Raw genomic sequence first — 13,102 nt, forward strand, 5'->3', positions numbered from 1 at the left:
TGGTGCCGATGTTGAGCAGTCGACGAAGCTTTCTCACAGTGACCGGAGCGGCGGCGGCGCTCGCGCTGACCGGCAGTCTCCCCGAGATCGAGACCGCGGCGGCGGGCTGGACCGGCCGGCCGGATCGGCGCGACCCGTTCACCCTCGGGGTCGCGTCCGGCGACCCGCTGCCGGACGCGGTCGTGATCTGGACCAGGCTCGCGCCGGATCCGCTGGCGCCGTTCGGCGGGATGGATCGCCGGCCGGTCGAGGTCGAGTGGCAGGTCGCGGAGGACGAGCAGTTCCGCCGGGTCGTTCGCCACGGGTCGGTGAAGGCCGGGCCGGAGGCGAGCCACTCCGTGCACGTCGACGTACGCGGGCTGCGTCCTTGGCGGCACTACTGGTACCGCTTCCGCGTGAACGGTCACCTCAGCCCCGTCGGGCGGACGAAGACGGCACCGACGGCCGACACACAGTTGAGCGAGCTTTCGCTGGCGTTCGCGTCCTGCCAGGCGATCTGGGAAGGCTGGTATACCGCGTACGCCGACATGGCGAAGCGGGACCACGATGTCGTCTTCTTCCTCGGTGACTACATCTACGAGTTCGGCATCGACCGCGGGATCCGGCCGGATTCGAAGGAGATCATCAACACCCAGCAGACCGTCACGCTGGACGAGTACCGGCTGCGGTACTCGCAGTACAAGCTGGACCCGGACCTGCAGCACGCCCATGCGGTCGCGCCGTGGATCGTGACGCTCGACGACCACGAGGTGGTCGACAACTGGGCCGACGAGGCCCACCCGAGCGCGCCGCCGGCGCAGTTCCTGGTACGTCGCGCCAACGCGTTCCGCGCGTACTGGGAACACATGCCGCTGCGGTTCGCGCAGTTGCCCAAGGGGCCGGACATGCAGCTCTACCGGCGGATCCGGTACGGACGGCTTGCGGAGTTCAACGTGCTCGACACGCGTCAGTACCGCTCGGACCAGGCGTACGGCGACGGGACGAAGGCACCCGGGCCGGAGACCGCGGACCCGACGCGCACGATTACCGGGGACGCGCAGGAGAAGTGGCTGCTCGACGGCTTCGCGGCGTCGCAGACGCGGTGGAACGTGCTGGCCAACCAGACCGCGATCGCCCGGCTGGACACGAAGGACGGGCCGGAAGTGCTGGTCCCGATGGACACCTGGGACGGGTACGAGGCGTCGCGGAACCGGATCCTCGGTGGCGCGGCCCAGCGGAAGGTCCGCAACCTGGTGGCGATCGCCGGCGACCTGCACCGCAGCGTCGCGTCGGACCTGAAGCTCGACTTCACCGACCCGGCGTCCGCGACGGTCGGCGCCGAGTTCGTCGGTACGTCGATCTCGTCCGGGATCGACGGCATGGACCTCGATCCCGGCGGCCAGACGCTGCTGAACGAGAACCCGCACATCAAGTTCGGCAACTTCCAGCGCGGCTACGTCAGCTGCACGATCACGCCGCAGCGGTGGGTCTCGGACTACCGCGTCGTCGACAAGGTGTCGGTCAAGAACGGCACCGTGAGTACCCGCGCCAAGCTCCTCGTCGAGGACGGCCGCCCCGGCATCTCGGAGGTCCAGGAATGAAGATCCCCAGGCAGACCGTCATCGCAGCCGGCACGGTGCTGGCGGCCGCGCTGCTCGGCTCGAGTTCGGTGCCTAAGGCAACCTCCGACGTGGCGGTCAGCGTCGCGCCGGAGCAGCTCAGCGTGGTCGGCCTCCCCTGCTTCCCGGCCACCCTGAACCTGACGATGACCAACACCAGCAGCAAGGATCGGTACGCCGACCTGACGCTCGACCCGACCGGTCCGCTGCAACTGTCGCGCACCCTGTTCTCCTCGTGGCTGCCGGCCGTCGATCCCGATCAGCCGGTGTCCGCACCTGTCGAGGTCCGCGTCCCGCGCGACGCCAAGCCCGGCTCCTACAAGATCGGCGTCGAGGTCGACCGGAAGCGCCTGACCGTGCCGGTGACCGTCAACCCGCTGCCACCGAAGGGCCCCGGCGACAACCTGGCACTCGGCGAGCAGGCGACGGCATCGTCCACCCACGGCAACTTCACCCTCTGCGGCGCCCTCGACGGCGACAAGGACTCCGAGCACTGGGACACGCTGACCGGCTGGAACGACGGCACCCGGGCAGTGTTCCCCGACACGTACGACGTCGCTCTCTCTACTCCCGCGACCGTCAACCGGGTCGAGCTCTACACCCTGGACTCGGCGAAGTACCCCGCCAAGACGAACGGCCTCCGCGACTGGGATGTCCAGGCCAAGGTCGGCGGGACTTGGCAGACCGTCGCCCAGGTCCGCGGCAACAGCGCGGGCCACGTCACGTCGACATTCGACCCCGTCCAGGCCGACGCCGTACGCATCCTCTGCCTCGACGGCAACGACCACACCTACTCCCGCATCGTCGAACTAGAGGTCTACGGCAGCTGAATCTCGCTGCTGACCGATCACTTCCTGGACCCGTCGGGGTCATTACAGGCAACTGGTCAACTCAGCAGAGAGGACGCCGTCTCCGTGACGAGCATCGAAGGAAAGTCAGTACTGATCACCGGAGCCAACCGTGGCATCGGGCAAGCGCTGGTCGAGGAAGTCTTGAGCCGGGGCGCCACCCGGGTGTACGCCGGTACGCGCCGGCCGATGGCGCACCCGGACAGCCGCGTCATCTCGGTCGCTCTCGACGTGACAGACGCCGAGCAGATTCGAGCGGCCGCCGAGAGCATCGAGTCCCTCGACATCCTGATCAACAACGCCGGCATCGGCCTGTACGCCGACCTCAGCGATCGCGCCGCCCTCGAACAGCACCTCGCCGTCAACCTGTTCGGCACCTACGACGTGACGCACGCGTTCTTGCCGGCCCTGATCCGCGCCCGCGGAGCCATCATCAACGTCGGGTCGCTGGCCGCCCTGGCTGCCGTACCACTCGATCCGACCTACGCGATCTCCAAAGCCGCCGCGTTCTCCCTCACCCAATCACTGCGCGCGGCCTTCGCGAGCAAAGGCGTGAGCGTGTACGCCGCACTCCCCGGCCCCGTCGACACCGCGATGGGACCCCCGGTCGACATCCCGAAAGCCACCCCGCAGTACGTCGCCGAAGCCATCCTCACCGCCGTCGAAAAGGGCGACGAAGACATCTTCCCCGACCCAACCTCCGACTCCATCGCCGACGGCTGGCACAACGGAGTAGCCAAGTCCCTCGAAATCCAGTTCGCGACCCTGGCACTCCCCTGAGCTCCGCACGGTTGACCAAGGCAACAATTCGGCCTCGATCAACCGTTTGATGAAGATCACGTCGTACGGAACACAACGAGGCCCCAGGTCATCACAAATGACCTGGGGCCTCGGCGTGGAGCGGGTGACGAGAATCGAACTCGCACTGTCAGCTTGGGAAGCTGATGTTCTGCCATTGAACTACACCCGCGGAGCCGGTCTCCCGGCAGCGGAGTAGAGCATATCTGATCGGTCAGGTCGCCCGCACTACGGGCCCGGCGCGCCGTTCCGGTCTGCACGGGTCCGTCGGCGTGTGGGACTTGTTGCCGGGTCAGGGGTTTGGGTGCCGGATGCATCGAAAAGAGGGGCGTGGACGGTTTGCGCGGGGGGTTCTTGGGCAGTTTTCCACAAAGGGCGCGTTCAGGACTGGGCAGGTTCGTCATCTTCTGGCAGATTAGAACGCGTTGCCGGGGGCAACATTCGACGCAACGTGAGGATGCGGTCCTCGCAGGGACCGGACAAGATGGTTGCGGGGCAACTGGATGAAGGGGTGAACAGTGGCAACAGACACAAGTGACGCGGTGGACAACCTCGAGAAGGAACTCGTCACGTTGGCACGGCGGCTGCGTGGTCTGCAGCGGACGCTGTCCGACGAGGCGCACCCGGACTTGGAGCCGGCGCAGTACGCGTTGCTGAACCACGTCGAAGAGCTGGCACCGGTGCGGATGGCCGACCTGGTGGCAGCGCTCGAGGTGGACAAGGGTCCGGTCAGCCGGGCCTGCGCGCGACTGGAGGAGGAGGGCCTGCTGAAGCGGGCGGCCGACAAGTCGGACGCGCGCGCGACCCTGCTGACTCTGACCGCGGCCGGCAAGCGCAAGCTGACGGCGGCCCGGAAGAAGCGGCACAAGGTGATCGAGGACCTGCTCAAGGACTGGTCTCCGGCCCAGGTCAAGACCTTCGCCACCCAGGTGTCGAAGTTCAACAAGCTGTCCGACTGAGGTTAGTTGCCTCAGGCCCGGGTTTCGGTCCGCCGAGACCACCCGCCACGGCCTGGTGGTGCAGTCCCGCCGGAGAGCTGAGGGCTCCGGACGATTCGCCACCAGCCGCTGGGAACAGGGCCTCGAGCGCACTGGAACTGTGCGGATGAGCAGCACGCTGCTAACGTGCGACCGTGCTGCTCTCCGACCGTGACATCTTGGCCGAGCTCGACGCGAAACGGGTCCAGCTGGATCCGTTCGATGCTGCGATGGTGCAGCCGTCGAGTGTCGACGTACGGCTGGACCGGTTCTTCCGGGTTTTCGAGAACCACCGGTACCCGCATATCGACCCGGCCGAGGAACAGCCGGATCTGACCCGGCTGGTCGAGCCGGACGGCGAGGAACCGTTCATCCTGCATCCCGGTGAGTTCGTCCTGGGATCGACGTACGAGCTGGTCACCCTGCCCGACGACGTCGCCGCCCGCCTCGAGGGCAAGTCGTCGCTGGGACGGCTCGGTCTGCTCACCCACTCGACGGCCGGCTTCATCGACCCCGGCTTCTCCGGCCACGTGACGCTCGAGCTGTCGAACGTCGCGACGCTGCCGATCAAGCTCTGGCCCGGGATGAAGATCGGCCAGCTGTGCTTCTTCCGGCTGTCCTCCCCGGCCGAGAACCCGTACGGCTCGGCGAAGTACGGCTCCCGGTACCAGGACCAGCGCGGCCCGACGCCGTCGCGCTCCTACATGAACTTCCACCGCACCGACATCTGACAAACGAAAGGCCCCGGGAATCCCGGGGCCTTGTCGTTTCAGCTGGGTCAGGCGGCCGGCTGCAGGTAGACGCAGATCGTCTCGATGTCCATCGAGCTGCCGTAGCCGCCCGTCGGCAGCTGCCGGTAGACACCGCCGTACGGCGAGACCGCGGCGGGCGACTCCTGCGTGCCGTTGTAGTCGCTCAGGTAACTGCCGCCGGGACCGTCAGACGGGGAGTCGCCGTCCGACGGAGTGCCGCCGGACGTCGGGGAGTCACTGTCCGAGGGTGTGTCGCCGGTCGACGGGGTGCTGCCCGAGCTCGGGCCACCGGACGGGGTCGGGGTCGGCAGGTCCTGGCCGGTCTTCGCATCCAGCAGCACCGGCTGCTTCTCGGTCTGCACATACACGACTCCGTGGAACGCCGCGGTCACGTTGGGCACGATGCGACCCCCGGAATTGGTGTTCCAGCCCCAGGCCTTCTTGCCGGTGGTGTCGTCGAGCCCGAGGATCTCCTTCGGACCACTGGGCTGGGTGCTGGCGCAGACGACCGAGCTCGCCTGGTCCCAGCTGCATTCGTAGCCACCCGAGTCGTCCGCCGACAGCCCGGGCGCCGACTTCACCACGGCCCCGGTCGACAGATCGACCGAGTAGAGCGAAACGATGTCGGTTCCCATGCCCCCGTTGGCGGTCGGCGAGTACACCGTGCCGTAGAAGAAGCCGTGCTTGGCACCGCCGGCGAGAGGCGAGAGCTCGCCCTGCTTCAGCGGGATCTGCTTCGTGACCTTCCCGCTCGCACCGTCGACGATCTCGACACTGGCGTCATTGGCGTTCTGCTGGCTCGCGGGCTTCGCGCCGGCGATCACGCCGTCGTGTACGGCGGACGGCTCGATGCCTGGCACGACCGTGGACTTCTTCGTCGCGGGATCCGCGTACACCGTCGCCGTCTCCGTCTTGACGGTCAGGTTGCCGCTGACGCCGATCGCGACCTGACCGGTCTCCGGGTCGACCTGCGCGTTCGTCAGGTTCGGCGTACTGGTCCCTTCCACCGTGCTCACCGGCGTGGACACCTCGGCGACCTTCTGCCCGGTCGCAACGTCGATCCACTGGATCAGCACCAGGCCCTGCGGCTTCTGGGTGCCGTTGCCCTTGTCGGCCTCCGCATACGCGACCACTGCGACGTCCTTGCCGTCGACCTTGACCGCCGTCGGCACGGTCACGTCGCTGACCGTCGTGGTCTCGGCCGCGGTCGACTTGACCACCCAGGACTTGCTCGGGTCGGCGACGTTGTTGCCGACCAGCCCGTCGTAGTGGCCGATCAGGGCCACCTGGCCGACCATTCCCAGCTGGGCCTCGTCGTAGGTGCTCCGCGTCTGAACCTTGGTCACTGGGAACGCCGCGGCGGCGGTGAAGGCCTTGGGCGGGTCGAAGGACGGGATGCTAGGGGCGGACGGGGTGGGCGAGCTGGTGGAATCGCCGCCGTTGTTGTCAGAGCCCGATTCGGACTTCTTGTCGTTGCCGCCGCAACCGGCGATCAGAATCAGGGCCGCGGTGACGGCTGTGGTTGCCACCATCGGACGCAACATCGTTGGTTTCTCCCCAGGGTCGACCGAGAATGATCGACTGAACGCTAGCAGTGTGCACGGGTCCGCCCGGCAGTTATCCACAGACACTGCATCAACCTGCAAGCATCTGGGCCTCAGCTCCCCCGGCTGATCAGGCCCAGACGCTCCAACAGGCTGCAGAGCGCGGCAGTCGCGCCGTTCATCGGTACGCCGTTCATCGGACGATCGAGAGCCCGGTCCCGCGGTGCCGCCCCTGCGGCTCGGTGAGAACCCGGGACGCGGGCTCGGCCAGCCGCCGGGAGGCGGGCTCCAGCCGGTCGGCCAGCCGGCGCAGCGCGCTGGCCAGTCCTTCCCGCGGGCTGGTGCGGGTCTCCTCCTTGCGGTCGTGCCGCTGGGCGCGGGCCTCGGCGGCGCGCAACTGCTCGGCGACCTGGTACCTGGCAACCTCGGTGTGTTCGGTGATCATGGTCGTGCTCCCCTCGGATAATCCCCGTGTGCTGGTGGTTTTCGGCAATGCTTCGCCTAGGTCCCGCCCTGCCGGCGGACCTGTGGATCGCTTACATCAACCCAACGAACCCGACCGCGTGATTTCGACGCGTGCGGTGTTGCTGGGGTCAGACCTTGACGACGGTGATGTCGCCGGAGACGGTGCGGGCCCGCAGTGTCAGCGCCCGCTCCCCCTCGGCCGGCTTCTCGCTGGGCTCGAGGTCGCACCGGATCTGCCCGGTGACCGTCTTCAGGTCGAGGAACGTCGGGAGTCCGTCGGGGACCCCGATCTGTACGTCGCCGCGGGCCGTCTCGGCCTGGACGCTCGGTGCGTCGGCGATCTCGACCTTGACGTCGCCGGAGCCGGAGGTGGCGACCGAGTGGTCGCGGATCCGCTCGATGGTGATGTCGCCCGAGCCGACCTTGACCGAGGTGGGACCGGCCACGTCGCCGACCGTGACGTCACCGGAGCCGGTGCTCAGGCCGAGCGCGTCGCCGGCCTCCTCGATGTCGATCGAGCCCGAGCCGGTGCTGGCCCGGACCGCGCCGGCCACCGACTCGACCTTGACGTCACCGCTGCCGGTGTTGACGCCGAGCTCGTGCTCGACCCGGGTCAGCCGGACGTCGCCGGAGCCGGTCGCGAGCCGCGCCGAGCCGAGCGGCACGTCCGCCACGATGTCACCCGAGCCGGTCTTGACCCGGGCGTCGAGCACCGCGGAGGTCGCGATCCGGACCTGGATCTCCGGGCCCCGGCGGACGTTCTGCGGGCTCTCGATGACGAGCTCGCCGTCGGTGACCTCGAAGATCACGCCGGTGTCGTCACCGTCGATCTCCATCGAGACCACGGTGCCCTCGCCGTCGGGGTTGGATCCGAGCTCGACCAGGCCGGAGCCGATCTCGATCCGGATCCGGTCGATCCGGTCGTTCTCGTCGTCAATGAACTGGGTCGCGCTGTGGTCGCTCATTCTGCCCATCCCGTCATTCGCTGTCCCGGTCCGTGTCCGCCCTTGCGCCGTTCCTTGTCCTCGCGCCGCCGGTCGCGGTCGTCCCGCCGCCGGTCACGGTCCCGCTTGCCGCCGCGGTCCGAGCCGAAGACACCCTCGTCACCGAAGGGTCCGTTCGGGCCGAACACGCCGTTCGGGCCGAAGACTCCGTCGGGGCCGAGCGGTCCGTTCGGGCCTAGCGGGCCTTCGGGACCGAACACCGGACCCCGCGGCGGGCGCGGCGGCCGGGGCGGACGCGGGCCACCACGGCGGCCACGGTCGCTGAGCTCGGTCATCACGGTGCGCATCAGCCACGCGTTCGAGGAGATGCCCTCGGCATTCGCGGCCTCGTCCACCTTGTTCTTGATCGACATCGGCAGCCGCAGCGTGATCCGTGCGGTCGGCTCGTCGGCGTCCAGCACGAGCTGCTCGGCAGCCTCGGCGTACGCCTCCTCGTCGATGTCGTCGTCGGTCTCGTCCGGACCGGTCAGCTGGCTGGGCGCCGGCGTGACCACGAACTGCGGACGGCCGCCGGCCATCCGGAGCTCGACCGAACCCGGGGACAGCTCGCGGCTGATCTCCCCGGCGGCGTCGGACAGGGCTGAGATGAGGGCCAGCCGGCCCGCGTCATCCAGCGTTGCCCCGAGGCGCTGAGCCACGGAGCGAGTCTGCTCGTCGGCCAGGGCGGTGGCGTTCTCAACGCTCCGCCGGACCGACTCGAGGTAGTGGTCAAGTTCCATGGCAGCAATCATGGCGTCATCGTGACGTCACTGTCAACCCCTTCTGATGTCACGTCGTCGTCAGAGTGGCGGCAAGGGCAGAATGGCGTGCAGTCAACCAAGGAGGACGAGTTGTCCAGAGGAGTGCTCATCACCGGCGCATCCAGGGGCGTCGGCGCGGCGGCCGCCCGTGCGTTCGCGCGGGCCGGCGACCGTGTCGTCCTGCACTGCCGCGGCGCGGTCGACCGCGCTGAGGAGATCCGCGCCGGACTGCCCGGCGACGGTCATGCGGTGGTCGCCGCGGATCTCGGTGATCCGGCCGCAATCCCTGCCCTGGTTGACGAAGCGGCGTCCGCGCTCGGCCGGATCGACGTACTCGTCAACAACGCCGCGATGTTCGTCGACGAGCCGGTCGCGGGCTCGCGTCGGATCGGTCACCCGCTGAGCGAGACGTCGTACGACGAATGGGTCGCGACCTGGCGCCGTACCCTGGCCGTCAACCTCGAGGGCGCGGCGCATGTGACCTGGTGCGTGGCCCGGCAGATGCTCGACACGGACCCCGCGGACGGCGTACGGCGAGGTGCTGTCGTGAACGTCGGATCGCGCGGCGCCTATCGAGGCGAGCCGGATGTGCCCGCGTACGGCGCCTCCAAGGCCGGACTGCACTCGCTCGGGCAGTCACTGGCGGCATCACTGGCCCCACATGACATCACCGTGACGTCGATCGCGCCCGGATTCATCGCCACCGACATGACCGAGTCGTTCCTGGCGGGTCCTGGCGGCGACGCGATCCGGGCGCAGAGCCCGTTCGACCGCGTCGCCACCGCCGAAGAGGTGGGCGACGCGATCTACTGGCTGGCCTCACCCCAGGCGAACTGGGCTAGCGGCGCGGTCCTCGACTTCAACGGGGCGTCGTACCTGCACTGAGGTGACGATGACGGCGGCGATCGCCCAGACCCCGGCGAGCACCGCCATCGGGAACAGGTCACCGTTCTCCTCGGTGAAGAGCAGGATCAGGCCGAGGTTGACCGCGGCATGGGCAGCGGTGGCGATGACGAGGTTGGTACGGCGGGAGCCGTTGACCACCGCACCCATCACCACCGCCAGCCCGGTCGCCATCACGACGAAGAGCCCCATGTACACCAGCCCGTGCGAGAACCCGCCGATGTGCCAGAAGCCCCAGAGCAGGCCGACGATGAGCGACGAACGCAGTACCGAGAAGCGCGTCTGCAGGTAGGGCTGCAGGTACGCGCGCCAGCCGAGCTCCTCGCCCGCGGCACCGACGATCATCGTGATCACCAGCGCCCAGAACGGGAACGGCAGGCTCTCGGCCCGCCACGGCCGGCCGGCGATCACGTGGACGAGCACCGACGCCAGCATCGCCGCGATCACGATCCCCACCACGAGCGCACTCCGGCCCGCGGCAACCGACACCGGCGTGAACCGCGCGTCGACCCGCGTCGTACGACGGAACAGCAGGAACATCACGCCGACCGCGAGAGCCGGCGCGAACTGGACGATCTGGATCAGGTCCGGACTCAGCCCGACAGCCGACTGCAACACGTTCAACAATCCGCTGAAGACCATCGTGACCAGATAGAAGACCGATACGCGTAGAAACACCGTTACTCCTGAGCGAGGTAGGGGGCGATCACCAGATCGAGCTGCTCGGCCAGGAACTCGGTCAGCGAGCCCCAGCCGTTCACCGCCCAGACCTGGAGCGCACCGTTGAAACAGACAAGGGTGTGGCGCGCGAGCGCCGGTACGTCGGTGTCCGCGCGGAGCTCGCCGGCTTCCACCGCGGCCCGGTAGAACCGGTCGCAGCTGTCCACGATCGCGGCCGAGTGCGCCAGCGCGTGCCGGCGGAACTCCGGGTCCGCGACGTCGAGCTGGACGAATCCGAGACCGTTGCCGAGCTCCTCGCGATGCTTGATGTGGGCAACGGCCGACAGTCCGAAGTCCCGGAGGGTCGCCAGCGGCGAAGTGTTCCGGGCGGCGGCCGCCTCGGCTTCACGCAGCACCATCAGCGGCGACCGGGCGGCGGACGCGAGCAGCAGCCCGCGCTTGGACCCGAACCGCTGCATCAGCGTCGGCGGCGCCAGCCCGACCCGCGCACCGACCGCGGCGAGGGTCAGTTTGACCGGTCCGAGCTCGGCCAGGACCTGGCGGGTGGCGTCCAGGATCACGTCGTCGCTCACCAGCCTCGGCCGCGCCATTGCCGCCTCCTAGTTTGTGAATGGCCATTCGTTAACTGACGAAATCGTAACAGATCCTTGTTGGCTCAGTTATTCAGTGACAACGGGTGAGCTTCCGGATACCTGGAGAGGGGTCCGGACCAGCGAGCCCCGCCGTCCGGTGCACCCGTCCGTCGCCGGGCTCGTCGTACAACGGGAGCCTCTTCATGCGTTTCGCCCGCATCACTCTGGGCCTGCTGCTGACGCCGGCAGGCCTGCTGGCCGCCGTCGCCGGAGCAGCCTCCGCCTTCTGGCTGGTCGGTCCGGACAACACGATCTCGACCCCCAGCCGTGAGCTCGCCAGCCACGGCCTCGCGGTGGTGACCGCGCCCACGCTGCTCGACCGGCACGGCCCGACGCTGCATGTCACCGCGTCCGGCGACAAGCCGCTGTTCGTCGGCGTCGGGCAGGACCTCGACGTCCGCGACTACCTCGCGGGGGCCGCGCACACCCGGCTGATCCGCTTCGATCCGCCGAGCACGTTCGGCACGCAGGACCTGCGCGGCAAGACCGGCAAGGTGACGCCGCCCGGCAACCTCGACTGGTGGGTCGCGCGGTCCGCGCCCGGCTCGCAGTCCGTCAGTTGGCCGATGCAGGACGGTCGGTACGACGTCGTGGTGATGAACGCTGACGGCACGCCCGCAGTTGGTGCGCAGGTCAGCTTCGGGGTGCAGGTGCACCGCCTCTTCGGCATCTGCTTGCTGGTGCTGGGTGCGGGCGTCGCGCTGCTGGCGCTCGGGTTGGCGCTGCTGTTCCGTCGCCGCCGGACCGCGGTGGTGGCCGACGCGGCGACGACGACCGAGATCCCGGTCCAGCCTGAGTCGCGTATCCCGGTCCTGGTCCCGACGGCTCCTCGCGCGGTCGAAGCAGACGACGCTGCGCCTGAGCCTGCTCCGGCGTACCGCGTCTCGCCGTTCGCACCGGAGCGGGTCAGCCCGTTCGCACCGACGCGGCCGGCCACGACCGTTCCGGCGGCGCCGATGTTCATGTCGGCCGCTGCGGTCGCTCGGGCCAAGTCGCCGGCGCTGATCGGAGCCGGATCGCCCCAGCGGTACGACGAACCCGTTGAGAGCACTGAGCCTGTCGAAGCTGTCGAGGCTGTTGAGTCGGCGACTGTTCCGCTGGCTGCTTCGCCTGAGTTCGAGAAGAGTGACGAAGCGGTCCGGCGGACCGCGGCGCTGCTCGCCAGCGGCGCCTTGTTGCTCACGACAACGAGCTGCGGCCTGATGCCGCCGAAGAACAGCCTGACCGCGCCGGACAGCCGCCCGGCCGTCACGCTCGCCGACGCGCAGGCCGTCGTCCAGCACTACAACCAGGTCAACAACCACGCGAACCAGACTCGTGACGCCAAGTTGTCCGGCACGGTCGAGGGCAATCCGACGCTCGCGCAGACCCAAGCGGGCTTCGTGATCGGGCGGAAGCTCGACGCGACCGGCAAGGCCAAGTCGAAGCCGTTCACCTATACCGACCCAGAGATCGGCGCTCCGCAGTTCGCGTCGTACCCGATGCGGTTCGTGGTCAGCTCCGGCGTCTCCAACGCCCCGGGCAACCGCCAGCTCGGCGTCTGGCAGCGGGAGAACGCCGGCAGCCCGTGGCTGTTGACGCACTCGGTCTACCCGCCGAAAGCGACGGAGCTGCCGCCGATCGACGGGCTGCGCACCGCGGCCACGAGCGACCTGAACAAGCTCCAGAGTCAGCCCGCGGCGGTTGCCAAGGATCTCGCGGCGTACCTGACCGGCGGCGAGAACGCGCCGCAGTCGAAGCTGTTCACGCCGTCGACCAGCCTGTCGAATTTCCTCAAGCTGCGGGCGACCTCGAAGGCCACCGACACCGCCGAGCCGTACATCGCGAGCGTGACCGACGCGTACCTCCCGTCCGGCGACCCGCTCACCTTCATCACGTCGTCGGGCGACGCCCTGGTGTTCCTGTCGATCACCGAGCAGTACCTGCAGCGGGTCGAGCCGGGCTCGAACGCGTACTGGACCAGCGGCGAGGCGACCGCCTTCAGCAGCATGGTCAAGTACACCCAGAGCCTGCACCAGGACTACCTCCACCAGGTAGCCCTCGTCATCCCCACCAAGACCAGCGGCGACGCGATCCGCGTCCTCTCCATCGACCCCCAACTAATCGGCGCCGGCGGCCTCTGACAACTTCGTTGAGAAGTCAGCGGTAAGCGGTTGCTGA

General features: G+C 68.6%; 13 protein-coding genes and 1 tRNA gene. 7 read left to right on the forward strand and 7 right to left on the reverse strand.

Annotated features, from left to right (window positions below):
* Nucleotides 1–38: 38 nt before the first annotated feature.
* The 3 genes from EV650_RS21790 to EV650_RS21800 all read left to right on the forward strand — a co-directional run bounded on the left by EV650_RS21790 (nt 39) and on the right by EV650_RS21800 (nt 3,226).
* Nucleotides 39–1,580, forward strand: a complete 1,542-nt coding sequence (locus EV650_RS21790; protein ID WP_238174366.1) for an alkaline phosphatase D family protein — start codon at nt 39–41, stop codon at nt 1,578–1,580.
* Complete coding sequence (locus tag EV650_RS21795; protein WP_202874800.1) at nt 1,577–2,428, forward strand: galactose-binding domain-containing protein; 852 nt, start codon at nt 1,577–1,579, stop codon at nt 2,426–2,428. Before EV650_RS21790 ends, EV650_RS21795 begins: the two co-directional genes overlap by 4 nt.
* A gap of 84 nt (nt 2,429–2,512) precedes the next feature.
* Complete coding sequence (locus EV650_RS21800; protein ID WP_134120887.1) at nt 2,513–3,226, forward strand: SDR family NAD(P)-dependent oxidoreductase; 714 nt, start codon at nt 2,513–2,515, stop codon at nt 3,224–3,226.
* 116 nt (nt 3,227–3,342) lie between these two features.
* On the opposite strand, the gene EV650_RS21805 is transcribed toward EV650_RS21800, so the two are convergent.
* A tRNA-Gly gene (locus tag EV650_RS21805) sits at nt 3,343–3,416 on the reverse strand.
* Nucleotides 3,417–3,762: 346 nt separating this feature from the next.
* Between EV650_RS21805 and EV650_RS21810 the strand changes: the two genes are divergently transcribed.
* Entirely contained in the window at nt 3,763–4,203 is a 441-nt protein-coding gene (locus EV650_RS21810; RefSeq protein ID WP_130442776.1) for a MarR family winged helix-turn-helix transcriptional regulator, read from the forward strand.
* A gap of 173 nt (nt 4,204–4,376) precedes the next feature.
* Nucleotides 4,377–4,952 carry a dCTP deaminase gene (dcd, locus tag EV650_RS21815; protein ID WP_134120888.1) on the forward strand — a complete coding sequence of 192 codons (576 nt, stop codon included), beginning with the start codon at nt 4,377–4,379 and terminating at the stop codon, nt 4,950–4,952.
* 47 nt (nt 4,953–4,999) lie between these two features.
* Here dcd and EV650_RS21820 read toward each other — a convergent pair whose 3' ends face one another.
* The 4 genes from EV650_RS21820 to EV650_RS21835 all read right to left on the reverse strand — a co-directional run bounded on the left by EV650_RS21820 (nt 5,000) and on the right by EV650_RS21835 (nt 8,705).
* Nucleotides 5,000–6,517 carry a hypothetical protein gene (locus tag EV650_RS21820; protein WP_134120889.1) on the reverse strand — a complete coding sequence of 506 codons (1,518 nt, stop codon included), beginning with the start codon at nt 6,515–6,517 and terminating at the stop codon, nt 5,000–5,002.
* Between the two features lie 193 nt (nt 6,518–6,710).
* Nucleotides 6,711–6,962 carry a hypothetical protein gene (locus EV650_RS21825; protein WP_134120890.1) on the reverse strand — a complete coding sequence of 84 codons (252 nt, stop codon included), beginning with the start codon at nt 6,960–6,962 and terminating at the stop codon, nt 6,711–6,713.
* A gap of 148 nt (nt 6,963–7,110) precedes the next feature.
* Entirely contained in the window at nt 7,111–7,947 is an 837-nt protein-coding gene (locus EV650_RS21830; protein WP_134120891.1) for a DUF4097 family beta strand repeat-containing protein, read from the reverse strand.
* A complete protein-coding gene (locus tag EV650_RS21835) occupies nt 7,944–8,705 on the reverse strand; it encodes a hypothetical protein (RefSeq protein ID WP_134120892.1) in 762 nt (253 codons plus the stop codon). Before EV650_RS21835 ends, EV650_RS21830 begins: the two co-directional genes overlap by 4 nt.
* An 87-nt stretch (nt 8,706–8,792) precedes the next feature.
* Here EV650_RS21835 and EV650_RS21840 point away from each other — a divergent pair, with 87 nt between their 5' ends.
* A complete protein-coding gene (locus tag EV650_RS21840) occupies nt 8,793–9,611 on the forward strand; it encodes an SDR family NAD(P)-dependent oxidoreductase (RefSeq protein ID WP_238174367.1) in 819 nt (272 codons plus the stop codon).
* Here EV650_RS21840 and EV650_RS21845 read toward each other — a convergent pair.
* Together EV650_RS21845 and EV650_RS21850 are read right to left on the reverse strand one after the other, a co-directional pair.
* On the reverse strand, nt 9,546–10,307 hold the full coding sequence (locus tag EV650_RS21845) for a CPBP family intramembrane glutamic endopeptidase (protein WP_134120893.1): 762 nt from the start codon (nt 10,305–10,307) through the stop codon (nt 9,546–9,548). The genes EV650_RS21840 and EV650_RS21845 overlap by 66 nt on opposite strands.
* Nucleotides 10,308–10,309: 2 nt before the next feature.
* Nucleotides 10,310–10,900 (reverse strand): TetR/AcrR family transcriptional regulator, encoded by a 591-nt coding sequence (locus EV650_RS21850; protein WP_134120894.1) that lies wholly within the window; start codon nt 10,898–10,900, stop codon nt 10,310–10,312.
* 185 nt (nt 10,901–11,085) lie between these two features.
* Between EV650_RS21850 and EV650_RS21855 the strand changes: the two genes are divergently transcribed.
* A complete protein-coding gene (locus EV650_RS21855) occupies nt 11,086–13,065 on the forward strand; it encodes a DUF8094 domain-containing protein (protein WP_134120895.1) in 1,980 nt (659 codons plus the stop codon).
* Nucleotides 13,066–13,102 lie beyond the last annotated feature (37 nt).

This window comes from Kribbella kalugense (assembly GCF_004365875.1).
GTDB lineage: Bacteria > Actinomycetota > Actinomycetes > Propionibacteriales > Kribbellaceae > Kribbella > Kribbella kalugense.